The sequence below is a fragment of the Mesorhizobium sp. YL-MeA3-2017 genome, assembly GCF_030814575.1.
Taxonomy (GTDB): Bacteria; Pseudomonadota; Alphaproteobacteria; order Rhizobiales; family Rhizobiaceae; genus Mesorhizobium; species Mesorhizobium terrae.
In genome coordinates this window covers 1-25,372 of record NZ_JAUSVH010000004.1, presented here as the reverse complement: position 1 = coordinate 25,372, position 25,372 = coordinate 1, and the positions used below count along the sequence as shown (strand labels likewise).

At 63.5% G+C, this 25,372-nt stretch carries 24 protein-coding genes and 4 pseudogenes; 2 read left to right on the top strand and 26 right to left on the bottom strand.

All coding sequences use genetic code 11. The features are described 5' to 3' along the window. Positions 1-65: 65 nt before the first annotated feature. Genes QFZ88_RS29060 through QFZ88_RS29035 form a run of 6 tightly spaced genes read right to left on the bottom strand, consistent with a single transcriptional unit; the run spans position 66 to position 8,706 of the window. Positions 66-785: a peptidylprolyl isomerase gene (locus QFZ88_RS29060; RefSeq protein ID WP_179654514.1), complete on the bottom strand. Its 720-nt coding sequence runs from the start codon at positions 783-785 to the stop codon at positions 66-68. Then, positions 782-1,483 (bottom strand): respiratory nitrate reductase subunit gamma, encoded by a 702-nt coding sequence (gene narI, locus QFZ88_RS29055; protein WP_307420956.1) that lies wholly within the window; start codon positions 1,481-1,483, stop codon positions 782-784. The genes QFZ88_RS29060 and narI overlap by 4 nt, the downstream gene beginning before the upstream one ends. Positions 1,484-1,515: 32 nt before the next feature. Then, positions 1,516-2,151 (bottom strand): nitrate reductase molybdenum cofactor assembly chaperone, encoded by a 636-nt coding sequence (narJ, locus tag QFZ88_RS29050; RefSeq protein WP_179654511.1) that lies wholly within the window; start codon positions 2,149-2,151, stop codon positions 1,516-1,518. Positions 2,152-2,161: 10 nt separating this feature from the next. Further along, positions 2,162-3,694: a nitrate reductase subunit beta gene (narH, locus tag QFZ88_RS29045; protein WP_179654510.1), complete on the bottom strand. Its 1,533-nt coding sequence runs from the start codon at positions 3,692-3,694 to the stop codon at positions 2,162-2,164. Next, on the bottom strand, positions 3,691-7,449 hold the full coding sequence (locus QFZ88_RS29040; protein ID WP_179654509.1) for a nitrate reductase subunit alpha: 3,759 nt from the start codon (positions 7,447-7,449) through the stop codon (positions 3,691-3,693). Before QFZ88_RS29040 ends, narH begins: the two co-directional genes overlap by 4 nt. A gap of 18 nt (positions 7,450-7,467) precedes the next feature. Next, positions 7,468-8,706, bottom strand: coding sequence for an MFS transporter (locus QFZ88_RS29035; protein WP_307420952.1), 1,239 nt, complete (start codon positions 8,704-8,706; stop codon positions 7,468-7,470). 394 nt (positions 8,707-9,100) lie between these two features. Here QFZ88_RS29035 and QFZ88_RS29030 point away from each other — a divergent pair, with 394 nt between their 5' ends. Further along, positions 9,101-9,808 (top strand): Crp/Fnr family transcriptional regulator, encoded by a 708-nt coding sequence (locus QFZ88_RS29030; RefSeq protein ID WP_179654507.1) that lies wholly within the window; start codon positions 9,101-9,103, stop codon positions 9,806-9,808. A gap of 158 nt (positions 9,809-9,966) precedes the next feature. Here QFZ88_RS29030 and QFZ88_RS29025 read toward each other — a convergent pair whose 3' ends face one another. Beyond that, positions 9,967-10,332, bottom strand: coding sequence for an OB-fold nucleic acid binding domain-containing protein (locus QFZ88_RS29025; RefSeq protein WP_179654418.1), 366 nt, complete (start codon positions 10,330-10,332; stop codon positions 9,967-9,969). Between QFZ88_RS29025 and QFZ88_RS29020 the strand changes: the two are divergent. Next, a pseudogene (locus QFZ88_RS29020) lies at positions 10,331-10,447 on the top strand (transposase domain-containing protein); the annotation flags it as partial. The gene QFZ88_RS29025 and the pseudogene QFZ88_RS29020 overlap by 2 nt on opposite strands. Positions 10,448-10,469: 22 nt before the next feature. Here QFZ88_RS29020 and QFZ88_RS29015 read toward each other — a convergent pair. The 19 genes and pseudogenes from QFZ88_RS29015 to QFZ88_RS28925 form a co-directional block, all read right to left on the bottom strand. After that, a pseudogene (locus tag QFZ88_RS29015) lies at positions 10,470-10,696 on the bottom strand (DUF6429 family protein); the annotation flags it as partial. 246 nt (positions 10,697-10,942) lie between these two features. Further along, entirely contained in the window at positions 10,943-11,386 is a 444-nt protein-coding gene (locus QFZ88_RS29010; protein WP_179654506.1) for a CBS domain-containing protein, read from the bottom strand. 111 nt (positions 11,387-11,497) lie between these two features. Further along, a complete protein-coding gene (gene sdhD / locus QFZ88_RS29005) occupies positions 11,498-11,878 on the bottom strand; it encodes a succinate dehydrogenase, hydrophobic membrane anchor protein (RefSeq protein WP_179654505.1) in 381 nt (126 codons plus the stop codon). Beyond that, positions 11,875-12,273, bottom strand: coding sequence for a succinate dehydrogenase, cytochrome b556 subunit (gene sdhC, locus QFZ88_RS29000; RefSeq protein ID WP_179654504.1), 399 nt, complete (start codon positions 12,271-12,273; stop codon positions 11,875-11,877). Before sdhC ends, sdhD begins: the two co-directional genes overlap by 4 nt. A 3-nt stretch (positions 12,274-12,276) precedes the next feature. Beyond that, complete coding sequence (locus tag QFZ88_RS28995; RefSeq protein ID WP_179654502.1) at positions 12,277-13,116, bottom strand: succinate dehydrogenase iron-sulfur subunit; 840 nt, start codon at positions 13,114-13,116, stop codon at positions 12,277-12,279. 197 nt (positions 13,117-13,313) lie between these two features. Then, positions 13,314-13,724: a cupin gene (locus tag QFZ88_RS28990; protein WP_307420947.1), complete on the bottom strand. Its 411-nt coding sequence runs from the start codon at positions 13,722-13,724 to the stop codon at positions 13,314-13,316. A 195-nt stretch (positions 13,725-13,919) separates the two neighbouring features. Beyond that, positions 13,920-14,327, bottom strand: a complete 408-nt coding sequence (locus QFZ88_RS28985; RefSeq protein ID WP_307420945.1) for a hypothetical protein — start codon at positions 14,325-14,327, stop codon at positions 13,920-13,922. 400 nt (positions 14,328-14,727) lie between these two features. Continuing rightward, the gene (locus tag QFZ88_RS28980) at positions 14,728-15,291 is read right to left on the bottom strand and encodes an invasion associated locus B family protein (RefSeq protein ID WP_307420942.1); all 564 of its coding nucleotides are present in this window, start codon (positions 15,289-15,291) and stop codon (positions 14,728-14,730) included. Positions 15,292-15,293: 2 nt separating this feature from the next. Next, positions 15,294-15,668, bottom strand: a pseudogene (locus QFZ88_RS28975) (autotransporter outer membrane beta-barrel domain-containing protein); the annotation flags it as partial. Positions 15,669-15,904: 236 nt separating this feature from the next. After that, positions 15,905-18,043 carry a type IV secretory system conjugative DNA transfer family protein gene (locus QFZ88_RS28970; RefSeq protein ID WP_179654498.1) on the bottom strand — a complete coding sequence of 713 codons (2,139 nt, stop codon included), beginning with the start codon at positions 18,041-18,043 and terminating at the stop codon, positions 15,905-15,907. Further along, positions 18,040-19,080, bottom strand: coding sequence for a P-type DNA transfer ATPase VirB11 (gene virB11, locus QFZ88_RS28965; protein WP_179654496.1), 1,041 nt, complete (start codon positions 19,078-19,080; stop codon positions 18,040-18,042). The genes QFZ88_RS28970 and virB11 overlap by 4 nt, the downstream gene beginning before the upstream one ends. After that, positions 19,043-20,392, bottom strand: coding sequence for a type IV secretion system protein VirB10 (gene virB10, locus QFZ88_RS28960; protein WP_179654494.1), 1,350 nt, complete (start codon positions 20,390-20,392; stop codon positions 19,043-19,045). Before virB10 ends, virB11 begins: the two co-directional genes overlap by 38 nt. A 6-nt stretch (positions 20,393-20,398) precedes the next feature. Beyond that, positions 20,399-21,202 (bottom strand): P-type conjugative transfer protein VirB9, encoded by an 804-nt coding sequence (gene virB9, locus QFZ88_RS28955; protein WP_179654492.1) that lies wholly within the window; start codon positions 21,200-21,202, stop codon positions 20,399-20,401. Further along, complete coding sequence (locus tag QFZ88_RS28950; RefSeq protein ID WP_179654490.1) at positions 21,199-21,912, bottom strand: virB8 family protein; 714 nt, start codon at positions 21,910-21,912, stop codon at positions 21,199-21,201. Before QFZ88_RS28950 ends, virB9 begins: the two co-directional genes overlap by 4 nt. Next, positions 21,909-23,039 carry a type IV secretion system protein gene (locus QFZ88_RS28945; protein WP_179654488.1) on the bottom strand — a complete coding sequence of 377 codons (1,131 nt, stop codon included), beginning with the start codon at positions 23,037-23,039 and terminating at the stop codon, positions 21,909-21,911. Before QFZ88_RS28945 ends, QFZ88_RS28950 begins: the two co-directional genes overlap by 4 nt. Positions 23,040-23,240: 201 nt before the next feature. Continuing rightward, on the bottom strand, positions 23,241-23,429 hold the full coding sequence (locus QFZ88_RS28940) for a hypothetical protein (protein WP_179654486.1): 189 nt from the start codon (positions 23,427-23,429) through the stop codon (positions 23,241-23,243). Between the two features lie 52 nt (positions 23,430-23,481). After that, positions 23,482-23,964 (bottom strand): hypothetical protein, encoded by a 483-nt coding sequence (locus QFZ88_RS28935; RefSeq protein WP_307420938.1) that lies wholly within the window; start codon positions 23,962-23,964, stop codon positions 23,482-23,484. 242 nt (positions 23,965-24,206) lie between these two features. Continuing rightward, the gene (locus tag QFZ88_RS28930) at positions 24,207-25,094 is read right to left on the bottom strand and encodes a hypothetical protein (RefSeq protein ID WP_179654482.1); all 888 of its coding nucleotides are present in this window, start codon (positions 25,092-25,094) and stop codon (positions 24,207-24,209) included. After that, positions 25,091-25,372, bottom strand: a pseudogene (locus QFZ88_RS28925) (type VI secretion protein); the annotation flags it as partial. The gene QFZ88_RS28930 and the pseudogene QFZ88_RS28925, both read right to left, overlap by 4 nt.

Below are 25,372 nucleotides of genomic sequence, written 5' to 3'. Positions count from 1 at the left end.
ACGACTTTGCGTATCGAGCAAGACAGTGCTGCTGGCGCACACGGTGATTAAGCATTGTCGATCGTTTACTGCACCAGGGGCGTTTGCGTGCTGTCGAGGTCTACCCCCAAGAGTGTCGCCTGGCCGGCGAGCACGCTGACATACTGGCGAACGGCCTTCTCCTCAACATTTGCACGCAGTCGCTCGGCGATCTGTCCACTAACGGTTTCAAAGGGTAATTTTTTGCCTGGGATGCTTCGATCGACGGCGACGATATGGAACCCGTAGCGCGTCTTGATCAGGTCGCGGAGAATCCCTGACGCGCCAAACTTGAAGACGGCCTGTTCGAATTCAGGCACGGTGTCGCCGCGGCCGATCTGCCCCAAATTGCCGCCCTGTTGCCCTGATGGGCAGTTCGAAAGCTCACGCGCCAGAGCGTCGAAGCGGTCGGGCTCGCGTAGCAATTGGTTGAGCGTGTCCTCGGCACGGGCTCGAATTTCCGGAATGCGTACCTGTGGAGTGACCTGAAACAGAATGTGACGGGCGTGCACGAGATCGCCGCTCTGAAATTCTCGCGGGTGCGCGTCATAGTAACGGCGGCATTCCTCCTCGGTGGGTGAAGGCGTCGTAACCTCGCTCTCCAACAGTGCTTCGATCGCCGCATCGATCTTCGCTTCTTCACTTGCGGTCTCGGCCAGCAGGTTGACGGCAATCGCCCGTTGCCGCAGAAGCTCGCGCGCGGCGGCAAGCTCGCTCGAACCATCCGGTTCGACCGGGACCTCGACGCCATTGACGGATACTGTCACGACCGGACGGGCTCCTTGGCCCTCGTTTTCGGTGTGCGCACGATCTGATACGGCCGGAACAGATAGGCCAGCGCGCCGCCGCCGCTCCAGATATGGATCATGCGCGTGAACGGAGAAACGAGGAACAGCGTGAAACCCAGCAAGATATGGAGCTTGTAGGTCAGGGGAACATCGACCATCAGGGCGGCCGCACCGCCATCCAGAGTTACCACGCCCTTGACGTAGCTCGTCAGCGTCTCGAACAACCCGCCATCCATGTGATAGGCGGAGAGCGGCACGGTGAGCAGACCAAGGGCAAGTTGCAGCCACAACATCAGGGTGATTGCGATATCCCATTTGCGGCTATTGAGCCGGATGCGTGGATCGGCGAGTCGACGATAAATGAGGATCGAGAGCCCAAAGATGGCGATGGCCCCGGCGATACCGCCCACCACCATGGCGAGAAGCTGGTGTGCGACCGGATCGAGTGCCCAGTCAACGGCCCAGTGCGGCGCAAGAAATCCGGCGAAATGGCCGAGAATGACGACGATCACACCATAGTGAAACAGGTTCGATCCGAGCCGGAGCTGGCCCTTGCGGAGCATCTGCGAGGAATCGCTTTTCCAGGTGTAAGGTTCGCGGTCGAAGCGGATCAGGCTGCCGATCAGCAGAACAACAAGACAGATGTAGGGGTAGACGCCGAACAGCAGCGTGTTCACATAAGTGTTGGAGAGCATTGCCAAGTCCTCCTCTATGCAGCCGGCGCGCCGGTCGCTGGATCGGTAGGTGCGGGGGCCCCGCCGAATGCAGGTTGCTCGGCCCATTCCCGATCGAGTGTTTCCATACGCTCCTTCACAGGGGGCACCTTGTCGACTTCGATCGGATTTTCGCCTGCAATGACAAGCAAGGCCTGCAAGACTGCCGCGTAGCCGCTGCGGCGCGCTACGAGCGAGCGGCCGATCGTTGTCAATATCTGGGCGCAGTCCACCAGCATGTCGCGCGCTTCGGCGAGGTCACGACAGCTCAGATATTCGAGCACGACGGGAAGATAGTCCGGCAGCTCACGTGCGCTGAGTTCGAACCCTGCATGCTCGTAAAGCTGCTTGAGTTCGACCATGGCCTCGCCGCGGTCGCGACTCTCGCCATGGAGATGTTCGAACAAATGCAGAGAGAGCGCGCGGCCACGGTCGAAAAGATCGACATAGCGCTCTTCGACAGTGAGCAGATCCCCGTCCCCGAGTTCGCCGATTAATGCGAGGAGATCATCGCGGCGGCCTGGATCAAGCAATGGCGCTGTCCGGATGACGTCCGCGATCTCCGGCAGGGCTTGCCGCATATCTTCCGAAGGATACGAAAGCAGGGCGCTGAAAGCTTTGAACAGCAGCATTATCGCCTCCTCACGTATCAAGTGGCCGCACGGGATTAAGCTTGCGCCGACCCATCTTGCCACCGAACAGCGTCGAATGCGGCGGTCCGAAATCGCAGCCATTGCCAAAGGTGAAGCCGCATGAGCCTTTCAGGCCGTAGGCGTCCTCGGCCTCCTCACGATGGCTGGTCGGGATAACGAAACGGTCTTCGTAGTTGGCGATCGACAGGTAGCGGTGCATGTCCTCGACCTGCGCCACCGAGAGCCCAGCCTGATCGAGGACCGACTGGCCGCCACCCTCGCCAAGCTGACGTCTGCGAAAATATATGCGCATCGCGAGCATACGCTCGAGCGCCGTGACAACCGGTTCCTCCGCGCCCGCCGTGAGCAGATTGGCGAGATAGCGGACGGGGATGCGCAACGAGCGGACATCGGGAATCTCCCCGTTCGTCTCGATCGCACCGGCGTTGGCGTGCGACTGGATCGGCGAGAGCGGCGGCACATACCAGACCATCGGCAGCGTGCGGTATTCCGGATGCAGCGGAAAGGCGATCTTCCAGTCGACGGCCATCTTGTAGGCCGGCGAGCGCTTCGCGGCCGCGATCCAGTTGTCGGCAATGCCGTCGGCGCGCGCCTGTGCCTCGATTGCCGGATCGTTCGGATCGAGGAACAACTTGAGCTGGGCTTCGTAGAGATCTCGTTCGTCCTCGACAGAAGCGGCTTCCTGGATACCGTCGGCGTCATAGAGCAGCACGCCGAGATAGCGGATACGGCCGACGCAAGTTTCCGAGCACACCGTCGGCTGGCCGGCCTCGATGCGCGGATAGCAGAAGATGCACTTCTCGGCTTTTCCCGACGTCCAGTTGTAATAAATCTTTTTGTAGGGGCAGCCCGATACGCACATACGCCAGCCGCGGCACTTGTCCTGGTCGATCAGGACGATGCCGTCCTCCTCACGCTTGTAGATCGAGCCGGAGGGACAGGAGGCGACGCAGCTCGGGTTGAGACAGTGCTCGCACAGCCGCGGCAGATACATCATGAAGGTGTTTTCGAACTGGCCGTAGATGTCCTTTTGCACCGCCTCGAAATTGTAATCCTTGGAGCGCTTGTCGAACTCGCCGCCGAGGATTTCTTCCCAGTTCGGGCCCCATTCGATCTTCTCCATCGGCTTGCCGGTGACGAGCGACAGCGGCCGCGCCACTGGCGCCGTCGGCAGTTCAGGCGCCTTTTGCAGATGCTCGTAGTCGTATGTGAACGGTTCATAATAATCGTCGATCTCGGGTAGGTGCGGATTGGCGAAGATCTTGGCGAGGATCGAAAGCCGTCCGCCTTGCTTCGGCACGATCTTGCCGTTCTTCTTGCGCTTCCAGCCGCCTTGCCAGCGTTCCTGGTTCTCCCAATCCTTCGGGTAGCCGATGCCTGGCTTGGTCTCGACGTTGTTGAACCAGGCGTATTCCATACCTTGGCGCGAGGTCCACACCTGCTTGCAGGTCACCGAGCAGGTATGGCAGCCGATGCACTTGTCGAGGTTCATCACCATCGCGATCTGGGCGCGGATTTTCATGACGCAGTCTCCTCGACGGCACGATCGACGGGGTTGGAATGATCGAGCCAATCGATCTCGTTGAGCTTGCGCACGATGACAAACTCGTCGCGGTTAGAGCCGACGGTGCCGTAATAGTTGAAGCCGTAGGAAAGCTGCGCATAGCCACCGACCATATGCGTCGGCTTGAGCACCGTGCGGGTGACGGAATTATGGATTCCGCCGCGCAGGCCTGTGATCTGCGATCCAGGCACGTTCACGATCTTTTCTTGCGCATGGTACATCATGCACATGCCTTCATGGACACGCTGGCTGACCACGGCGCGCGCCGCGATGGCGCCGTTCAGGTTGAACAACTCGATCCAGTCGTTGTCGACGATGCCGGCCCGTCTTGCATCGGCCTCGGACAGCCACACGATCGGCCCGCCTCGCGACAACGTCAGCATCAGCAGGTTGTCGGTATAGGTCGAATGGATGCCCCATTTCTGGTGCGGCGTGATGAAGTTCAGCACGATCTCCGCTTCGCCATTGCTCTTCTTGCCGAGCATTTCGGAGACCGTGCGGGTGTCCACCGGCGGGCGATACACCGCGAAACTCTCGCCGAAATCGCGAAACCAGCGATGATCCTGATAGAATTGCTGGCGGCCGGTGATGGTCCGCCACGGGATCAGTTCGTTCACGTTCGTGTAGCCAGCCGTGTAAGAGACGTGCTCGCTTTCGATCCCGGACCAGGTCGGCGAGGAGATGATCTTGCGCGGCTGCGCCTGGATATCGCGAAAGCGGATTTTCTCGTCTTCGCGCATCCGGGCCAGATGCGTGTGGTCGCGGCCGGTGATCGCACCAAGCGCCTCCCAGGCTTTGACCGCCACCTCGCCGTTGGTTTCGGGAGCCAGATACATGATGACTTCCGCCGCATCGATATCCGTCTCGATGCGCGGACGCCCTTGCGTCGGGCCGCCGTCATTGACGCGGTAGTTCAGATCGCCGAGACCCTTGACCTCCAGCTCTGTATTCCAACCGATGCCTTTGCCGCCATTGCCAAGCTTGTCGGCCAACGGCCCAAGCGACGTAAAGCGGCGATAGGTGTTGGGATAGTCTCGTTCGACCACCGTTATCTGCGGCGCGGTGATGCCCGGAATGAGATCGCATTCACCCTTTTTCCAGTCCTTGACCTCGTACGGTTGAGCAAGCTCGCTTGGAGTGTCGTGTTGAATTGGCGTGAGCACGACGTCGCGTTCGACACCGAGATGACCTTCGGCCAGTTCGGAGAAACGCTTTGCAATTGTCTTATAGGTCTCCCAGTCGCTGCGTGATTCCCAGACCGGATCCACCGCTGTCGACAGCGGATGAATGAAAGGATGCATGTCGGAGGTGTTGAGGTCGTTCTTCTCGTACCAAGTCGCGGTCGGCAGCACGACGTCAGAATACAGGCAACTCGTCGACATGCGGAAGTCGAGCGTGACGACAAGGTCGAGCTTGCCTTCCGGCGCGGGATCACGCCACGCAACTTCTTCGGGCTTGAGGCCATCCATCTCGCCAAGGTCCTTGCCCTGGAGGCCATGCCGCGTACCAAGAAAATGTCGCAGGAAATACTCGTGCCCCTTGCCGGACGAACCGAACAGGTTCGAGCGCCAGATGAATAGATTACGCGGAAAATTGATCGGATTGTCCGGGTCCTCGCAGGCCATCTGCAGGCTCCCCGATTTAAGTCCGGCGACAACGTGATCCTTGACCGGGACACCTGCCCGATCGGCCTCGGTTACCAGCGTTAGCGGATTGACCGCAAGCTGCGGAGCGGAAGGTAGCCAGCCCATGCGCTCCGCTCGCACATTGAGATCGATTATGCTGCCACGATAGGCAGCGGGATCGGCCAGCGGCGAAAGCAGTTCAGAAACGTCGAGCTTCTCGTAGCGCCACTGATCGCTGTGGGCATAGAAGAACGACGTGCCGTTCATCTGCCGTGGCGGGCGCACCCAGTCGAGCGCGAACGCGAGCATGGTCCAGCCAGTTTGTGGCCGCAGTTTCTCCTGGCCGACATAGTGCGCCCAGCCGCCGCCCGAGACGCCGACGGTACCGCACATCATCAACACGTTGATGATCGAGCGGTATCCCATATCCTGGTGATACCAATGGTTCATGCCGGCGCCGATGATGACCATCGAGCGCCCCTTTGTTTTTTCGGCGTTATCGGCGAAGCCGCGCGCCAAGGCGATCGCCTTGTCTGCGGCGACACCCGTGATCGATTGCTGCCAGGCCGGCGTATACGGAACGTCGTCCTCGAACGAGGTGGCGCAGGCGCCGCCAAGGCCGCGGTCGAGCCCGTAATTGGCACAGAGGAGGTCGAACACCGTTGCGATACGCGCCTCTCCGTCTGCGAGCACGACACGGCGCACCGGCACATTGCGTAACAGCACGTCACCGCCCTGGTCGTTCTCGGGGAAATGGTCGTGCAGCTTGCCGCCGAAATAAGGGAATGCCACAGGCACGACCTCGTCCCGACGATCGATGACGCTCAGCGCAAGGAGGATATCCTCCCCGGTTTCCCCGTCCTTCGGCTCGAGGTTCCAGCGCCCCGGCGCGCCGTCGTCGCCCGGCCAGCGATAGCCGCTCGATCCCTGCGGAATAACGAGATCACCGGTTTCTTCAGCGATCGCCACCGTCTTCCAATCCGCACGGTCGGCCTTGGGCACATCGACGAGATCACTCTGCCGTACGTAGCGATCCGGTATCCAACGTTCGCCATCCTGGCGCAGCCGCACCAGCATCGGCATGTCGGTGTAACGGCGCGTGTAATCCTGAAAATAGGGAACCTGGCGGTCAAGGAAAAACTCCTTGAGGATGACATGGCCCATCGCCATGGCGAGTGCGGCATCAGTGCCCTGCTTGGGGTGAAGCCAAAGGTCGGAGAGTTTGGCAACTTCCGCATAGTCAGGCGTGATCGCCACGACCTTGGTGCCGTTATAGCGCGCCTCGACGAAGAAATGCGCGTCGGGCGTGCGCGTCTGCGGTACGTTGGAGCCCCACGCAATGATGTAGCCGGAATTGTACCAGTCCGCCGATTCCGGCACATCGGTCTGCTCGCCCCACGTTTGGGGACTCGACGGCGGAAGGTCGCAATACCAGTCGTAGAAGGATAAAAGCGTGCCGCCGATCAGGCTGAGATAGCGCGCGCCGGAAGCGTAGGAGACCATCGACATGGCTGGGATTGGCGAAAAGCCGACGACACGGTCCGGTCCCCATTTCTTGATGGTGTGGACGTTCGAAGCGGCGATGATCTCGCTTACTTCGTCCCAGGTGGAACGAATAAATCCACCACGGCCGCGCATCGACTTGTAGGATTTTGCAATATCGACGTTTCCGACGATCGACGCCCATGCCTCGACCGGCGCCAGCGCCTTGCGTGCTTCGCGCCACGCCTTGATCAGACGCCCGCGCACCAAGGGATATTTGATGCGGCTGGCGCTGTAGAGGTACCAGCTGTAGGACGCGCCGCGCGAACATCCGCGCGGTTCATGGTTGGGCATGCCGGGACGCGTGCGCGGATAGTCGGTCTGCTGGGTTTCCCAGGTAACGACGCCGCTCTTGACGTAGATCTTCCATGAGCAAGAGCCGGTGCAGTTTACTCCATGCGTGGAGCGGACGATCTTGTCATGCTGCCAGCGCTGCCGGTATCCCTCCTCCCACATACGGTCTTCATCGCGCAATTCGCCATGGCCTTCGGCAAAGCTTTCACGCTTGCGGGAAAGGTAGGTGAGGCGCTCCAGGAAATGGCTCATTCTTGCTTCCCTTCCCGATCAAGTGCGCGATGAGGATTGCGTTGGCGGCGCGCCCGTAGGCTCGCCCATGACCGGCGCACGCCGCACCTCCGTCATGAAATTCAGGACCAACGATACTGCGACGATGCCGTAGAGCAACATAAAGCAGCTCGAATTAATACCGAGCCGATCCAGGATCGCGCCAAACATGATCGGCAGCAGGAAGCCGCCAAGGCCGCCGACCATTCCAACAATTCCGGAAACGGCACCCATGGAATCGGGAAAATCATCGCCGATATACTTGAATGTCGAGGCCATGCCGCAGGCGAAGGCGATACCCAGCACGAATAGCAGCACAGCGAAAAGCCAGATCGGCAGTGCAATTCCGAAGTGGGCCGGGCCATCAACAGTGTGAATGATCAATTCCGTCTTCGGATAGGAGAGCAGGAACAGGCAGCCCCATGCGGCCCACAACACCCACCACGTGACCGCATGCGCGCCAAACCGATCCGACAGCCAGCCGCCCAGCGCGCGAAAGGCTCCTGCAGGAAGCGCAAAGCATGCCGCCAACAGCGATGCCTGCGCGATCGATAGCCCATATTCCGACTTGAAATACTGCGGCATCCAGATAGACAGGGCTGTGAAGCCGCCGAAAACGATCGAGTAATACTGACAATATTTCCAAACCCGCGGCTCACGGAGCACGGCGAGCTGCGCGAACAATGACGGCGAGGTCGCGACCCTGGCGGGGTCCGGCGCAGAAAATACCCAGAAGATGACCGCCGTGACGATGAGCGCCGCGGCGTAGACCTTCGGGACGATCTCCCAGCCATAAGCATCGATCAACCACGGTGCGACGAACATGTTGAGCGCCGCGCCGATGGTCCCTGCCCCAAAGAAGCCCATGGCAAATCCGCGTCGCTCCTTGGAAAAGAAGCGTGCCACGTACGGCGTTCCAACCGAGAAGGAAGCGCCGACCAAGCCAAGCGCTAAACCGAGCAACAAAAACTGCCAGAGGGCCGTAGCGTAAGCTGAGAGCCAGACCGGTATCGCGCATCCAAGTAGCAGGACCAGCATGATACGCCGCCCGCCGAGCCGATCGGTACAAATGCCAAGCGGCAACCTGAACAGCGCGCCAGTCAGCACGGGCGTCGCAGTCAGCAAACCGAACTCAAAAGAGTTGAGCCCCAATTTCGCACGGATCGGTATGCCGGTCACCCCGAACATCATCCAGACCGCAAAACAAACCGTGAATGCCCAGGTCGTCGCAACCAGCACAGTTAAACTTCGACGTCCCCGCATCCACATCTCTCGCAAGGCTCGGCTGGTTTGCCACCAAATCGCTCCAGGGACGATCGTCTCGAAACTGGACCTACTCGAAACTAGCAGTTTTCTTGACGCGGCGATTTGCGCTGGAGCAAACGGCGGCCGCTAAACGATGTCATGCCCGATGCGGCGTACAGGTCCAGGAAAAGACCCCTTGCCGGTGTTCCAGCGGGGCGGCCTTTTTTGTGAAAGAACCGCCGCAACGTGAGCCGTACCAAACAAGCGTCGGGTCATCGACCTCCTCCGACACTAAACTTCACCTGACTCTTCCGAGAATTCGTCGTCCGCAATTTGCGCTGGAGCAAACGGACTCGATCTGCGCGCGCAAAATCGCTAAACTTGCAGAATGACCGCACCCTATCATTTGACCCGTCGCAACCTTGCGGGACTTGATCTCTTTCGTGGCTTGTCCGCGGCAGCCCTCGACGAGGTACTGGCAAAGACGCGGTGCCGCCTCCTTGGCCGGGATTGTCGTGTATTCAACCAGGGCGATGGCCGTATCCGCGCGCACGCCCTTCTCGAGGGCAGTGTCAGGATCTCCCAATCCGGAAGCGACGGGGGACAGATCGTCGTGCGATTCATTGCCGCGGGCGAAATGTTCGGAACGATGGCGTTGTTCACCGATCGCCGCTATCCGGCTGACGCGGAGACTCTGACCGAAGTGGTCGAGGTGAGTTGGAGCGAGCCTGATCTTCTAAAGGTGATGACGCGCTATCCCCAAATAGCGATCAATGCGCTTAAGATCGTCGGAAGAAGAATTCAGGAAGCGCAGTACCGCGTGCGCGAGCTGTCGACCCAACCCGTGGATCGGCGTGTGGCGCACACCCTTCTCCGGTTGGCTAAACAGGCTGGTCGACGAGCGCAGGACGGGGTGACCATTCCCTTCCCCCTACGAAGAAAGGATATTGCCGATATCTGTGGAACAACACTCTACTCGGTAAGTCGGGTCCTGACGGCTTGGGAGCGGCAAGGTTTCCTCGTTTCACAAGACCAACGGCTGACGATCACCAAGCTTTCTGCCATAGAGCGTATCGCGGATGACGAGCACACATAGTCCTGTCTAAGCTGATTGTCCCTTTCACGCCCCCAGATGTCAGCGTGATGTGCATCATTCGCCCTGTGCACGAGATAAATCACGCAGCGGGCACAACTGTTGTCGCTCTCCTCTACGCTTATGCAGTCCGCAGCTGACGATCAGGTTTATTTCGTCTTCTAACGGAAATCCCGCGTCTTCACCCTGATCGTGTCGATGTGGAGGTCTGGAATGTAGATGTCTCGGCTGCGGAGGCCTTTCGGCGGCAGCTCGCGCGGATCGGGTCCGGAGCCACCGTGGCGGACCTGATCCCCTCTGCCGTGCGACAACGGAAACGCGATGTCGCGATCTCCTGCACTGGCCAGCTCGGCCGACAGGTCGGTGATACGCTGGGCGACGAGGTGAACGACCTCACCCTCCCGCTGCACTCGGCCGCGCACGCCTATCATGCTGGCCGAGAGGATGGCTCGCCTGTTCGCTTCGAACACCTTCGTCCACACGACGAGATTGGCGATGCCAATCTCGTCCTCCAGCGTGACAAACATGACGACCGCGCGGCTGAACGACTTCGATCCCGAGGCCTGGCTTGCCGATGTCCTTGCACGCATCGCCGACCTTCCGGCCTCCCGCCTGCATGAATTGCTGCCGTGGCGGTGGAAGGAACAACTGACGACAGCTGTCGCGGCGGCCGCGCAAACAGGGACCGAAACAGCTTCTCCGACCGCTCCAGGCCCTCATCCGTCAGGACCAACGACTTCGACTTTTTCACCGGATCGCCGATCATACCTTTTTTGTGGAGCCGATCTGTCGTTGCCCAGTCGAAACGCTTCCAGGCGTAGCGCTCGTCATGAAGCGTGATCCACAATAGCGCCAGCACAACATCGTCGATTTGTCTTCATCGATATCCATGTCCTGACGCTACCACGCGCGGCCACCGAAATTCTGCGGCCCTCGTCGGCCTCGTCGGATGTGTACGTTGAGCGTCTTCGAATGACAAGTACTGGGCCCCGCGCACGCCATTGCTGAGATCGGTCGAAAACGATTGGGAACTTGCGGGACTTGCAAAGCGGAGGAAGGTACGGTGTGGGTCCTCCGCACAATGCGAAATCTATTGGCCAACACTGGGTGATCGCGGCCGGGCGGCAGGTGACCAGATTAACGGTAGCCGATACCCATGACGTAATCGCGAAGGAGATCCTCCTCGTACTCAACCTCTCCCAGCAGCGCCTGAAGAGCATCACGAGCGTGGAGCGTCCCAAGCGGACAGCCATTTTCATCGATGACAGGGATGCGGACGAACTCTTTTTCCTTCATCGAGTTCCATACTTGTTGAAGCCGATCATTGGGACCGCAACACACGACGTCCCGCGTCATCACCGCCGCGACCATAGTTGTGCAAGCGTGCCCTTGGCACTGGCCGATCCGTGTCACGATGTCTGTCTTGCTGACGACGCCCACCATCTTGTCGTCGGAGTTGCAGACCACGATGAGGCCAGCGCGCGTCGAACCGAAGAGCGCGGCGGCTTCAGTGAGTTGAGACGCCTCGCTTATCCTGACGAGCCGGGCTCGAGCGGCTGGCAAAACACTCTCGACGTTCATGATCAACTCCTTAAACGGGCTTCGGTCGCCGTTATTTCCTCGGCTTCATCTCGATCACTCGCGCGCCAAGTCCACATTGGGAATGCACTTCTGTGAAGCGAGCTCATCGAGCTAGGCGATCGTGCGAAGAATCGACACGAGACCGGCAATTGCGAGCGCGAGGCATCCGAACTGGATCGATATGAGCGCGCAAAGCTTTAGGCGGTCGGTGTGCACATAGTCTCCGACAATGACCTGAAGTCCAAGCGCCAGATGGTAGAAGAGCATGATGACAAACAGAATCATCAGCGTCGCGTTGAACGGCGAGCCGATCCACCGCGAATAGGCTCGGTAGTCGGCATCGATAAGCACTGCAAATGAGATAACGAACCAGATGGTCAACGGCGCCAACGCCAAGGCGGTGACGCGCTGCAGCCACCAATGGTGTGAACCGGACCGTGCAGAGCCAAGCTCTCGGCTGCGGACGCGCGTCTGCGTATCGGTCACCTTCATAGCCGAACCGGTGCGATGAAAAGGCCGATGGTCCATAGAACGATGGTCAAAATTACGCTTGTCGCGATGACCGCCCAACCGGACGCATAGATCGTTCGCAGGTCAAACCCGCGGCCCGCGTCCCAAAAAAGATGCCGCACGCCGTTACAGAGATGAAAAAACATCGAGAACGTCCAGCCGAACAACAGCGCGAGTCCGATCCACGAGCGCAAGATGCCGAGGAATTGCTGATAGGCGGATTGGCCGGCAGCGCCGGTCACCAGCCAAGCGACGATGATGATCGAGCCGACGCCTAATGCAACGCCGGTCAAGCGATGCGTGATGGATAGCACCGAGGTCAGCTGTGGTCGGTAGATCTGAATATGAGGGGAGAGCGGGCGACGATCGGGCGACATGCTTCAGGTTTCCCGCTGTACAACCATCTTCTTGATTTCGGCGATCGCCTTCCCCGGATTTAATCCTTTGGGACATGTCCGCGTGCAGTTCAGGATTGTGTGACAGCGATAGAGCCGAAATGGGTCTTCCAAATTATCAAGGCGCTTACCCGTCGCCTCATCGCGGCTGTCCGTCAGCCATCTCCATGCCTGCAACAACACGGCTGGCCCGAGAAACCGATTGCCGTTCCACCAATGGCTTGGACAGCCTGCCGTACAGCAGAAGCACAGGATGCACTCGTAGTAGCCGTCCAGCTGCTCGCGCTCGTCGGGTGCCTGCAGCCGTTCGCGCTCGGGCGCCGCGGAGCTGGTCTGAAGCCAAGGTTCAATCGAGGCATATTGAGCGTAGAGATGGCTCAGATCAGGAACGAGATCCTTGATGACGCGCAGATTGTTAAGTGGATAGACGGTGACCGGGTCCCCGGTCTCAGCGATAAATCGGGTACAGGCCAGCCAGTTGCTACCGTCAATATTCATCGCGCATGAGCCGCAGACACCCTCGCGGCACGATCGGCGGAATGTCAACGTCGGGTCGATCTCGTTCTTGATCTTAATTAGCGCGTCGAGAACCATTGGGCCACAGGTTTCGAGGTCGACCTCGTATGTGTCTAATCTGGGATTTTCATCCCTGTCAGGATCGTAACGATAAACGTCGAAGCGTTTGACGCGACTTGCATCACGCGCAGCCGGCCAGGTCTTGCCCCGATGCACGCGAGATGCTGCGGACAACCCAAGACCCTTTGGTATCGGAAATCGCTTGAGAAGCGTTCGGCGCGGTACCTGATTAGACGAGCGGATCAACATGCAGTCTATTCCAATTGCTTATGCTTCATTTTTGCGCTTCAGGAGGTTCGCGATCTTCGGGCGCTGGCGCGCCACCTTCGTTTTCCCAGCGTTCGGGGCAGCCGCATGTATATTCCTCCCGCACTGTCCGTCCGCATCGCGGGCACGTTCTCTCATCCGTAGTTCCCGCTATCGTTGTCTTCGCTTTCGGAGGCTGACTAGCGTCGGGTGCAATTCGCGTCATGGTGCGATCCTTCGCTTGAGGTTTGGAAACCGTGCCGAGCCTTCTCGTGCGCTACAGCGTGACCAAGGAAGATCGTTAGAAGAAGCGATGAGTCCATGATCGCCTTGATCGAATGCGGCACGCCGCCCTCGAGATAAACCCACTCGTTGGCTTTTAGGACGATCGGTATCGGATCCACACCGAGCTCAACATGCCCCTCGAGGCAGTGCAGCGTGATCTCACCGGGGACCTTATGTTGGCGGATTTCACTGCCGGCATGGACGATCAACCGAACGGCCTCGAAGTGATCAGTCTTGATGATCGCTGTGGTCTTCGCCTGTCCGAGCCCCGATCCCTTCGGTCCGAGATCGACGATTTCACCGGGGTGCGCGTGGTGTAATGCCATATTCGCTTCCTCGTTGCGGCTCGTATGATGCAGGTCACGGCGATCACGCTGCTGATTGCAGATCGACGACCTCGCTCTTCGGATAAGGCGGATTTTCTCTGTCGGACAACGCCGTCGCCTCCCTTGCGACTGCAGAACGGCGTGTCCTCTTGCCTGCACGACTTGGCCCGAGGCGCGCCGGTCTCGAACCAATCCTCAAGAAAATGACCATCCGTGAACTCCCGCTACGGTCCCCAAAATCGTCACGACGCTCAGCGCGAGCAACAATCCATGCGCCCGATGTAGCCAAGTGAAAGCGGTCGTTGGATGTGCTGCCACCCAGCGGGGAAAATGACGGTGAAGGATGAAGGGCTCCGCGACGAAAAGAACGACTGCAAAAAGGAACCAGACGCAGACCATGGCATGCATCCACCAGAAGCTGGCGTTCTGAAACCGTTCCCAAAGGTCTAACCGCCAAGTCATGTAGAGGCCGGTTATCCCCACTACCATAACGGCCGTGCGGGCCTGCCAGACGAAACGGCGCTCGATCGCCTGGAACGCGTGAAGCCGATTCTCTCCGAGTTCACCGCGCCGCACTGCGGGCAACGCAACCGTGGTCGCCATGGAAACGCCGCCGATCCAAATGACCACAGCGAGTACATGCAAAGCCCGGGCAAGAACTACATCGTCTACCAACCTAAGACACCCTGGCACTGATACAAGCGCTTTGACACGATCCGAAAGCGCTCAAACGTCAACGTTACGCTTGGACGGACAAGCCCGTTGTATTGTAGCGCCGAAAATCTCCCGCCGATTTGCGCTAGCGCAAATCGGTTTCTCATTTCGTCGCGTGTCCAGGGGCCGTCATATTAGCGCTCGGAGCGTTAGAGCCGCCAGCCGCGTCGCTGGGGTGATGTTGACGCCGTTCCTGCCGCGTGTCTTGACCGGATCGTTCGAACAGACCCTGCACCGTGACGGTGTCAGTGCCGGCGCCGTGATCCTGGCAATGAGGACACCTTGGAGCTCAGTTCGCGACGAGCGACTTGATCCTATCAAGCCCCGCCGCGAAACATTTGAGGGAGATGGCAAAGGCGATATCCTGCTCAGTGTCGCTCGACTTAGCCCTGAGCTTGAGAGTGGTGCCAGCGCGCAGCTTGGCAAGATTGCTCTGGTCCAGATTAAGCGTCACGATACAGTCAGCAGGCAGGCAGGTGCGGAATCGAGCCGGAGGCATTGCCGGCTGTTCATCAATTTGCAGCGTCACGCCGGCGTCGAGCAGAAGGCCGAATGGCAGGACGAGATTGCCTGTGGTGGTATTGGCCGGGCCGGGTTGCAGTTCGATCGCGAGCAGAGGCTGGCCATTCTGCTGCGCCTGCTGCTGAGAAATAACGCAGCGCTTCACCGCCTGCACGATCTGGCAGGCAACGCGCCAATCCTGATAGGCTTCGTGTAGGGAGGACGCCCCGCCCGGGAGGGAAGGCGCGGCCTGACCAAGCGCGATCGAGGCTGGCAGCGTCATGGCGCCGGCGATGAGCAAAGCGGCGATGCGAAAGATCCGGTTAAAGTTCGAATGTCGAAAAATCTTCATAGTCAGAACTTCACCGCGAGATTTGCCTTGAAGCCGTTCTGGCTGGCGCCGCCGCCGAACTGGCCCTGATAGCTGACGCCAAGCGTGGCGTTCGGGGTGAGGTTGAGATCGAGGCCCGCCTCGATGAGGGCGCTGTCCCTGGCGATCGGCACGCCGGCGACGGTGAAGGCGTCGGAGCCGGTAAAGGCCAGGGTAGACAGCGGCGTGGTGTCGCCGAAGGCGTGACGCCAGCCAAGCATGCCGCGCGCCATCGCCTGCATCGTGCCGAGGTTGAACCCCGTCGAGGCCCTGAGGCCAAGCGTGGTGAAGGTGGTGTCGGTGGTCTGGCCGGCTGCCGTCAGCGCGGCCGCGCCGCCGTTCTCGGTGAAGCCATCGGTAAACGGCCAATTCCGCCAATCAGACCACGCTCCTCTACATCTTCGGCATCGTGCCCAATATGTTCAAAGCGGCCGCAAACACACCTGAGCGCTTGCCGGAATGTGAGGCTCGTGCGGTGCCCTATTCGGCGGCAATTTGAACTTCATCATCAAAATCGCTACCGCAGGCGTGCGTGCGGCGTTCACAAGGCGAGTCGTCTTGCGTCACGACGTTGCGCTCTTAACGGCTACCGCGGCTATTTTTGGTCGTCACCGAACGACCGATGCAGTGCGTCTAGTGTGTCGACGGCATGCCGGACTTTCGGCCCATGGTCGCCGCTAAGCGCGGCCGTCATCGCCTTGAAGCCGTCGTCCTGCTCTTCCGCCGCGGCCGCCAGGATCTCGCGCACGTCGCAGCTCTCTCCCGGGGGAGCGGCAGGCTGCGCGCCCAGGCTGAGCGTCTTGCGCGGCTCTGGCTTGGGCGAAGGAGCGCCAGGCCGCCGCGGCGTGAGCGCCAGCGGCGCTGCCTCCCTTTGCGCGGCGGGCGCGCTCTTGGTTTTCGCGGCCGGGCGCTGCGGCTGTCGCCGCGCGGGGGGCTTGCGCGGCCGCGATGCCGTCGCGAATTCCTCTTGCGCTTCCTGCTGCTCGGGAGCCGGGTTGATCGCGCCCTGCAGAGCCTCGTCTTGCCAGGCGCGCAGCCGGGGGAGGACCGGGGGCGAGCCCTTCGCGCGCTCGAAGTAGGCGCGGTACGGCTTGTCGAGGTAGTGCCTGATCTTCGTGAGCTCGAAGGAGGGAGAGTTCTTCACCATCAGGATCGAGAGGCGTGACGACATCTCGCGCAGCTCGAGCGGGCTGCGCAGCGGGCGCGGCGTGTAGTGCGGCGCCCAGACGCGGGGCGCGAAGATGCCCTGCCCCGGGCGCTGGATCGGCGTCTTGTAGACCTGCGTCGTCTCGCCGAGCATCTCCGAAACGAACTCCGACGTCTCGAGGTCGTTGATCTGGATGAACAGCTTGATCTGCGAGCCCGACACCGTGGTGACGCGCGTGTTCTTGCCGTAGAGCTCGTCGAGCTGCGCAAGGTCCTGCATGACGATCGCCATGCGGAAGCCGTAGCCGGCGCTGATCGTGATCTTGGAGATCAGCGAGTCCATGCGCCCGACGTGGTAGAACTCGTCGAGCATGAGCAACACCTGGTGCGGCTCGTCGTCGCCCGGGATCTTCACCATCAGGAGGTCGTGGATCTGCTGGAAGAGGATGCGGATCAGCGGCCGGAAGATCGAGAGCTCCGCGATCGTGCAGCCGATGAAGATCGTCATCGGCGTGCGGCGCAGCTCGCGGATGTCGAAGTCGGACGTCTCCGTCGCGGCCGAGATCAGCCCGTTGTTCCACAGCGACATCGCCATGTTGACGTTGAACACGGCGCTGTTGCGCGTCTCGGGCTCCAGCGCGATGTACTGGTTGAAGCTGTCGACGACCCAGGTCGGCAGGTGCTGGCGCTCCGTCTTGACGATGGCGCGCAGCACCGAGGAGATGTCCTTGCCCGTCGTCGTCATCCGCGCGACCGTGCGCATGTGCTGCGCGCCGGCGATCAGCGGCGAGGCGAGCACGTAGCCGATCAGCGCCGACAGGAGCAGGCGCCCAGCGCCGGCCCAGGTGTCGTCGGCCTTCTCGGGGATGACGAACGACGCGACGACGAGGCAGTCGGTCGCCATGCGCTCGTCGCGGCGCACGAAGTCGAGCGGGTTGTAGCGGTGCGTGTCGTTCGAGCCGGGCGAGAACATGAACACCTTGTTGCCCATCGCGGCGCGGTGGTTTGCAAGAGCATCGAAGTTCTCGCGCTTCGGGTCGAAGAAGACGGCCGAGCCCTCCCACAGGTAGCCGTTCGGCAGCACGAAGCCGGTGCCTTTGCCGGACCGCGACGGCCCCACGACGAGGACGTGCGCCGGCTCGTCGGAGCGCAGCGTCGCGCCGCTGAGCGTGCCGAGCACGATGCCGCGCCTGGAGGTCAGGCCTTGCTTCGCGGCCTCCATGACGCTGCCGAAGCGCGCCGCCCCGTAGGGCATCTGGCGCCGGTTGACGTAGGCGAACAGTGCGCCGCCAAGGCCGAGCGCGACGACAGCCCCCGCGGCGTAGGCGCCCCGGACGAGCGCCTCAGCCCGCGTCGGCGCGTAGAGCAGCCGGTCGTGGAAGTGCCGCCAGGCGACGAGGAAGAAGTCTGCCGATCGGTCCGCGTTCTGCATCGCGAACAGAGCCCAGCGCGAGGCGCCCTCGCTCGGGAAGCGGTGCGGCGCCCAGCGCAATGCGACCACCACCTCGTAGGCGAGGCTCCACAGCAGCCAGAACGCGAGCGCGCAGAGGAGCCCGACGCCGACACGGTATGCGACGACGCGGCTCACGGCGCGGCCTCCCGCTTCGCGCCCTCGCGCCGCCAGTCGGCCATCCGCGAGAAGTACACCTCCGACGTGCCGCGCCAGCCGCCGACTTTCGTCTGCTGGATGACGATCGGCAGCACGGACTTGATGTAGGCGATGATCTCGTCGCGCCGCAGGCCGAGCGCGGCCTGCATCACCATCAAGGCGAGCTGCTCGAACGCGCCGGCCGAGCTGTCGGCATGGACGGTGGTGATGCTGCCGGGGTGGCCGGTGTTGATGGCGCGCAGGAAGGAGTAGGCCTCCGCGCCGCGGATCTCGCCGAGGAAGATGCGGTCGGGCCGCAGCCGCATCGAGGCCTGCAGCAGCGTCTCGACCGTGACCCTCGCCTCGCCCTGGTCGCCCTTCGAGGCGACGAGCGGCAGGTAGTTCCTCTGGATCGGGTTGACCTCGCGCGTGTCCTCGATGGTGATGATGCGCTCCTCCGCCGGCACCTCCTTCAGGATCGCGTTCAGGAACGTGGTCTTGCCTGAGCTCGTCCCGCCCGAGAGCAGGATGGAGTAGCGGTTGACCACGGCGAGGCGGATGAACTCCTCGATGCGGCCCGCGTCGAGGTGCTCGCACAGTGCGCGGTCGACGTCGGACAGGGCGCCCTCCTCCGCGGTCCTCACCTTCGCGAAGGAGCCGAGCCGCCTGTAGTCGTCGAGCCGCATCTCCTTGATCACCTGCTTGCGGATGGCGAAGGCGCCGCCGGCGGTCGTCGCTGGCGGGATCACGCCCTGGAAGCGCTCGCCGGTCGGCAGCGCCGCCGACAGCAGCGGGTGCTCCTCGTTGACGCTCTGCCCGGAGTGTCCGGCGACGCGCTCGGCGAGGTGGCGGATCGCGTGCTCGGTCAGGGCCGGCACGTCGTGACGCTCCATGGCGGACTGGCCGAAGCGCTCGACCCAGACCTCGCCGGGGCCGTTGGCGCAGATCTCGACGACCTGGTCGTCCTCGAGCCAGGGCCGCACCGGCTCGAGCGCGCGGTCAATGAAGACCGTCAGGCTTCGCGCCGGCGCGTTCACGCTTGAGCTCCCTCAGTGCTTCCTTGACCGGGTCCGGGTAGAGCGCCGAGAAGTCGAGGTCGCGGCGCACGAACACGATGATGCGCGTGCCCTGGTCGAGGTAGATCGTCGGCGGGATGTTGATCGAGTTGCGGAGCGCCTCCTGCGCGATGTTGGTCAGGGTCTGCGAGATGTTCTGCGCGGCGATCTCGCGCGCCTGCAGCGACAGCTGATTCTGGTTCACGCCCGTCTGCGTCTGCGTCACCACGCCGGTGACCGGGTCGGTCGACGTGATCACCGTGCCGTTGCCGTAGCCGTTGGTGTTCTGGCCATAGGCGCTGAGGAACTGCGCCGCGCCGCCGACGAGCGACAGCATCACCGCGGAGCCGAAGCGCTCGAGGTAGTGGTTGTCGACGAAGCCGGCGTTGCCGGCCCGCCCGAGGTCGTCGGCGCCGTTCGAGCCGAGCTGCACCGACACCCCGTCCGAGCGCAGCATGCGGGTCCAGACGATGAACACCCGCGTCTGGCCTTGCGCGATCCCGGACTTGTACTCGCCGATGAGGCGGCTGCCGGCGGGGATCAGCACGCGGCGGCCGTCGAAGGACCACACGTTCTCCGTCACGACGGCGCGCACCATTCCCGGCAGGTCGCTCTGCACGGCCGTCTCCAGCACCCCGCGGATGAACGTGCCCTGCGCGACGAGCGCGTCGATCCGGTTGTTCTTCGTCGCGCGGGCGACCTCGACGCCTGCCGAAGACACCGACGCGAGGAAGCGCCGGTTCGGGTCGTCGTCGGCGCCGGCTGCGGCCCGGCCGCTTTCGTCTCCGTTGGGCGCCGCTGCGGCCGCCGCGGCGTTGTCGTCGATGACCTGCGGCGCGCGCAGCCGCTCCCAGCGCCTGCGCTCCTCCTCCTGGCGCTGGCGCTCGAGCTCGGCGAGGCGGCGCGCCTCGTCGTCGTTGGGGGGCGCTGCCGCCAGCGGCGGCTCCGGCGCCGGCGGGGGCGGCAGCGCGAGCGGAGGCGCGACCGGGGGAGCTGGCGGCGGCTGCTCGGGCGGGGCCGGCGGGATGACGATCGTTCCCTGGTCGGTCTGCGGCCGCGGCGTCGACAGCGACGGAGCCGGAAACTGCGTGGTGGTGAACTCCTCCTTGTCCGGCGTCGTCATCGTCGAGGTGCGCCGCGACAGCGTGCCCCAGACGAGCCAGCCGGCGACGGCGAGCGCGCCGAGCGGGACCGCCACCTTCAGGAAGCGCCCGAGCGCGGTGCGGCCGCGCGCGACGGAGGTCGCGGCGGCGGCGTCCATCTCCAGCGATCGGTATTCGTCGGCGGTCGGCATCGGCGCTCAGCCTCCCGAAGTCGTCGCCGCGCCGACGCGCTGGGGCGCGTAGGGCTCGAGCCCGTTCGGCTCGTGCACGTTCGTCAGGCGGCGGTTGAAGATGCAGGTCGACTCCTTGCCGTTGCGCAGCGTCCACTGCGGCGACACCTTGTCGACGACGACGTAGGGCCCTTCGGTGCGGTAGTTGACGAGGCTCTCGTTGCGGTCGGCGTCGACGATGTAGATCGCCGGCGTCTCCCCCTCGAAGCGGAACCAGGTCTTCGTCCCGTCGTCGAACACGGCGACCGGCTTGTTCGCCGACGACCCCTTGTAGCCGTAGTCGCTGTTGGCGTTGGCGATGTTGAGCGCCGTCAGGTTCGGGTTGGCCGCGCGCTCCTTGGCTTCAGCGAGCAGCCGGGCGTTGGCCTCGTCGTCGGGGAAGCGGAAGCGTACCGCGTAGATCTGGCCGGCCGCCGGGCGCGTGTTCGACCGCAGCAGGAAGGTGTAGATGCGCTTGTCGGTCACGACGTTCAGGTTCGACTGCGCGTTCTTCTCCACCGGCTTGACGAAGATGATGTCGCCCTTCCGGTTCGGCTCCACCCTCCAGGCGATGGAGTCGCCGAGCGCGAGCGTCTCGATCTTCTCGTCCGGCTGCAGCTCGATCATCGTCGACGTCCCGTAGGACGCGTCGATCGCCGTGACGTTGTCCGGGCTGTAGACGACGTTGCGGATGCGCGAGTCGAGGCGGCCCGGGCGGGGCGTGGACTCGGCGAGGGCCGCGCCGGAAGGGAGCGCCATCATGAGCGCGATCGCGACGACAAAACGCTTCATTGCTGCGCACCGACCGTGCGGGGCGTCGGCGCCGACTCCTGGTCGCGCCGATACTCGAGCACCTGGAAGCCGAGCGGGTTGTCGAAGCGCCACTCGTTGCGCATCGGCGACGAGGTGTAGCGGAAGCGCACGAGCGACACCCAGTGCCGGGTGACGATGTTCGTCGCGGACTTCTCGTCGGTCGAGAAGCGCACCAGCGCGGTGCGGTTGTTCGGGAACGTCACCGACTTGATGTCGACGCTGACCTCCGTGTTGGTGCCGTAGAGCTTCACCGGGTTGCCCGGGTTCGCCGGCGAGTAGATCTCCGTGAGCTCGCGCGCGGCGTCGCCGGCGGCGAGCAGCTGCGCGAGGTCGAAGTTGTCCTTCAGCGCCTTCGGATCGTAGGTCTCGCGCGCCTTGATGTAGCGCACGACGTTGAACATCGTGACGGCCTCGTCCTGCGTCAGCGGACCCTCCGCCATCGGCCGCTTGACCTCGACGAAGCCCGTCGTCTTGTCGACGACGACCATGTAGGGCTCGTAGGTCTTCAGCGGCACGAGGAGCGCCAGCACGCCGAGCGCCGTGACGGCAACGACCGTCATCGCGGCGGCGACGATCCAGGCGAGCGCGCGCGAGTTGCGGTTGCGGCGCGCGATGTCGCGCTCCCACGTCGCGCCCTCCGCGTAGTAGCGCGGGTCGACGCGCGCCTCCCCTGCCGTGCCATCCGTCATGGCCGCCCTCCCGTCTGCGCCGGCGGCGGCGCGCCGGGATTGCGCAGCTGGTCGGCGAGCCGCCGGAATTCCGCCGACTGCGCCCAGCTCGCCGCGCGCAGGCCGACGCGCGCGCGCTGCCGCGAGGCGAGCTCCTCGCGGCGCGACATCGAGGCGGGGTTGAGCGGGTTGCGGAACGCGAGGCGCGCGCGGTTCGCGGCGGCGCCGAGCCTGTAGCCCGACGCCGTCGCCAGCACCGAGCCGATGCGTGGCGAGAAGATCGGGATGCCGCCCGCGATCGCGGCCGCCATGTTGTTGATCTGGCTGAGCAGCAGGATGCCGATGATGGCGAGCAGCACGACCGGGCCGATGGTCGCCCAGGTGGCGGACTTGGAGTTGGCGACACCGTTGAGCGTGTCGATCGACTGCTGGATCAGCGAGACGTAGAAGGCGAGGAACGCGTAGACGAGCACCTGCACCAGGAAGTACTGCGCGAGCGAGCTCATCCAGCCGCTGAAGAAGCGCGACGTGACGCCGAAGAGCAGCAGGATGATGAAGAGCGGCGCGAGCGCCAGCAGCAGCCACATGAACATCTTCGACAGCACGATCAGGAAGATCGCGAAGCCGATCAGGATCGCCATGACGACGTAGAACACCGCGGCGAAGATGTACGGCCCCCAGTTGGTGATGCCGGCGTTCTGCAGGAAGGCCTCGGTGGCGGTGTTCGTCGTGTCCCACATGTTCTGCAGCGCCGTCTGGACGCCGTTGACCGACGTCAGGTTTGCCGACGTCCCGGTATTGTTGGCCGAGGTCACGGCGCTCAGCAGCGCGTTGCCGATGGCCGAGGGGCCGTCGTTGAGCGCGGTGTAGACCAGCGTCTGGAAGTCGCCCCACTGCGTCGCGAGCACGTAGATCATCGCCGCGCGGAACAGGCGGAAGGCGTGGTCGGCAGGGCCGCCGGTCGCCGTGCCCTGCCAGATGCCGACGCCCCAGAAGATGACGTAGAGCGTCAGCAGCAGCCCCGCGACGCCGGTTGCGCCGCCCGAGGTGGCTGCGTTCGCGAGCGCCTGGTAGGCCGTCGAGACGTAGTTCTGGCCGAGCTGGTCGACGGACTGGAGCAGCGACGTGATGTTGAAGCCGTTCGCCATCGGTCCCTCAGATCGGCCGCATCGGGCCGCACGAGTCGAGTGCGCGGACCGCTGCCGCGGCCGGCGGCGTTGGAGGGAGGTCCGTGTAGGCGAGCGGCGTGCCGCCCTCGTCGGGCGAGCACGGCGCCTTCAGCGGCCGGTAGGCGCAGCCGCCGAGTGCGAGCACGGCCGCGAGGGTCGCGAGGAGGGCCAACGCGCCCCTCACTTCCCGGGTGCCTTCGGCTGGGTGAACGTCATCGCGCGCGAGGCGGACTCCGCGGCGCTGTCCTGCGGGCCCGGCTGGCTCGCCGTGGCGGCGGGCGGTGCGGCGGGGCGCAAGGCGTAGCGGCCGACGACGACGCCGATGATTGCTGCTGCGATTGCGGTCGCGATGACAGTGGCTTTCGACATTCCCCTCGTCACTCCCATGTTGCCGGCCAACGCCGCTCGCACTTCGGCGGGCTCACTGCGAAAACTTCATCGCGCGCGCGGCCGCCGACTCAGCGGCGATGCGGTCGAGGTTGGCCTGGTTCGCGGCCGCCGCGGCGTTGTTGACGACGCCGTTGAGCTCGTTGATCGTCAAGCCGGTCTGGACCTGGACCTGGGTGTTCTGGTCGATGCTCCCCTTCAGGTCCTGTGCCTGGCCGATCTGCTGGCCCCCCTGCTTGAACGCGCTGGACCGCTGCTGTATCGCGCCCTGCGTGGAGTTGATGAGCCCCGACAACGTCGCCGCGACGTTCACCGAGTTCTTGTAGGCCGTGTCCACCGGGTGGGTCTGGCCGCTGGCGAGGCCGGTGATCGTCTGCACCAGCTGGAGGCCGTTGATCAGCGTCGACACGATGTTCTGCGAGTTCGAGCCCATGCCCGCGAACGAGAGCGCGCCGCCCGAGATCACGGACCCGAGCGACGGGGCCTGCGCCATCGAGAAGCCGCTGCCGAGCGCCATCTGGGCCAGGGTGCCCTGCGCCTGCGAGGAGCGGTCGCCCCGTCACCGCCTGCAGCGTCTTCTGCGTGAACTGCATGATCTGCTGGTCGGCGCTCAGGATCTTCTGCGTGCTCGTCGCGATCTCCTGGGCCTTCTGCAGGTTGGCGTTGTCGATGACGGGCACCTGCGCCATCGCTTGCGAAGCGAGTGCGGCGAAGGCGAGTCCGGCGACGAGGGGCAGGATGGTCCGCATGAGGTCCTCCCTAGCGGCTGTTGGCGTTGATGGCGTCGAGCGCGGCGGCGACGTCGGCCACGGTCAAGAGCGCATCCCCTGCGGGCGCGCTCGCCGCGGCGTCCTGCGCCCGCGCGAGGTAGAAGACGACGTTGCCGTCGGTGTCGATGGTGCGGGCGGTGACGCAGCCGGGGTCGGGCGGCGTCCCCGGCGGCGTGGTGGAGCAGCCGGCGGGAGCGCGGCACGGGTCCGACGCCGTGCCGCTGCCAGCCATGCCGGACGGGCATGACGGACCCCTCGGCTGGGGGCTTGCGGCGGCGGCCCGCATCCCGCCCGCCGCGCGGCTGGTGTCGCTCGCCATGGCGAGGTTCAGCGCGTTGAGCGCGGTGACCCAGAGGTTGGTCGAGCCGGTGACGCCGTTCCAGGCGAAGTCGTTCTGCAAGCGCGCGGCGCTGTTCATGTCGATCGCCGCCATCACGGTTGTCGCGGTCCCGACCTGCTGGCCGGCCGCCTTGAAGCCCGACTGCGCCGCAGAGAGCGTCGAGCGGCTGGCGTCGACGCCGGCGACGACGTCGCCGCTCGACTTGAACAGCGTCTGGCTGCTGAGCGCGGCGCCCTGCGCGGCCGGGTCGGGCGTCGCCGGCTGGTCCGGCGCGTAGGCGTGGATCTCCTGGCTGCCGGCTGCGTCCTGTGGCTTGACGGTCGGGTCGGTGACGCTGGCCTTCTTGCCCGTGGTGACCGCGCACTTGACCCCGTTGTTGGCGTCCTTGCGCTGCGTCGTCACCGGGACGAGCTTGACGGTCGTGCTCGCCGTCACCGAGTGCTGGGTGAGCTGCGCGGCGTCGTCGACGGGGATCGAGGCGCGGGCCTGCGCGGCGAATGCCGTGACCAGGGCGAAGGCGAGGACGGCTCGTCTCACGGTTGCTCCCTCCCGAGGAAGATCGGCAGCCAGGCCGCCGGGTCGTCGCCGACGCGGGCGCGGAGCGCGTCGAGCTCGGCGACGGTCTCCGTCCTGCCCGAGAGGACCTTGATCAGGTCGGGCATGCTCGACAGGTTGAGGCGCGCGACCACGCTGTCGCGGCCGTGCTTGATCAGGAACGAGCGGCTCTCCGGGACGGTGCTGCGGATCCAGTCGACCTCGCGGCCGGAGAGGCGGAAGGCCTGCCGGTAGCTCTCGTCGTCGGCCTTCGGATTGGG

What these genes read in the sequence shown, in the direction of transcription:
- narJ (WP_179654511.1), bottom strand. Translation starts at nt 2,151, where the DNA reads ATGCTGCTGTTCAAAGCTTTCAGCGCCCTGCTTTCGTATCCTTCGGAA.
- narH (WP_179654510.1), bottom strand. Translation starts at nt 3,694, where the DNA reads ATGAAAATCCGCGCCCAGATCGCGATGGTGATGAACCTCGACAAGTGC.
- QFZ88_RS29040 (WP_179654509.1), bottom strand. Translation starts at nt 7,449, where the DNA reads ATGAGCCATTTCCTGGAGCGCCTCACCTACCTTTCCCGCAAGCGTGAA.
- QFZ88_RS29030 (WP_179654507.1), top strand. Translation starts at nt 9,101, where the DNA reads ATGACCGCACCCTATCATTTGACCCGTCGCAACCTTGCGGGACTTGAT.
- QFZ88_RS29025 (WP_179654418.1), bottom strand. Translation starts at nt 10,332, where the DNA reads ATGTTTGTCACGCTGGAGGACGAGATTGGCATCGCCAATCTCGTCGTG.
- QFZ88_RS29010 (WP_179654506.1), bottom strand. Translation starts at nt 11,386, where the DNA reads ATGAACGTCGAGAGTGTTTTGCCAGCCGCTCGAGCCCGGCTCGTCAGG.
- sdhD (WP_179654505.1), bottom strand. Translation starts at nt 11,878, where the DNA reads ATGAAGGTGACCGATACGCAGACGCGCGTCCGCAGCCGAGAGCTTGGC.
- sdhC (WP_179654504.1), bottom strand. Translation starts at nt 12,273, where the DNA reads ATGTCGCCCGATCGTCGCCCGCTCTCCCCTCATATTCAGATCTACCGA.
- QFZ88_RS28995 (WP_179654502.1), bottom strand. Translation starts at nt 13,116, where the DNA reads ATGTTGATCCGCTCGTCTAATCAGGTACCGCGCCGAACGCTTCTCAAG.
- QFZ88_RS28990 (WP_307420947.1), bottom strand. Translation starts at nt 13,724, where the DNA reads ATGGCATTACACCACGCGCACCCCGGTGAAATCGTCGATCTCGGACCG.
- QFZ88_RS28985 (WP_307420945.1), bottom strand. Translation starts at nt 14,327, where the DNA reads ATGGCGACCACGGTTGCGTTGCCCGCAGTGCGGCGCGGTGAACTCGGA.
- QFZ88_RS28980 (WP_307420942.1), bottom strand. Translation starts at nt 15,291, where the DNA reads ATGAAGATTTTTCGACATTCGAACTTTAACCGGATCTTTCGCATCGCC.
- virB10 (WP_179654494.1), bottom strand. Translation starts at nt 20,392, where the DNA reads ATGCCGACCGCCGACGAATACCGATCGCTGGAGATGGACGCCGCCGCC.
- virB9 (WP_179654492.1), bottom strand. Translation starts at nt 21,202, where the DNA reads ATGAAGCGTTTTGTCGTCGCGATCGCGCTCATGATGGCGCTCCCTTCC.
- QFZ88_RS28950 (WP_179654490.1), bottom strand. Translation starts at nt 21,912, where the DNA reads ATGACGGATGGCACGGCAGGGGAGGCGCGCGTCGACCCGCGCTACTAC.
- QFZ88_RS28945 (WP_179654488.1), bottom strand. Translation starts at nt 23,039, where the DNA reads ATGGCGAACGGCTTCAACATCACGTCGCTGCTCCAGTCCGTCGACCAG.
- QFZ88_RS28940 (WP_179654486.1), bottom strand. Translation starts at nt 23,429, where the DNA reads ATGTCGAAAGCCACTGTCATCGCGACCGCAATCGCAGCAGCAATCATC.
- QFZ88_RS28935 (WP_307420938.1), bottom strand. Translation starts at nt 23,964, where the DNA reads ATGGCGCTCGGCAGCGGCTTCTCGATGGCGCAGGCCCCGTCGCTCGGG.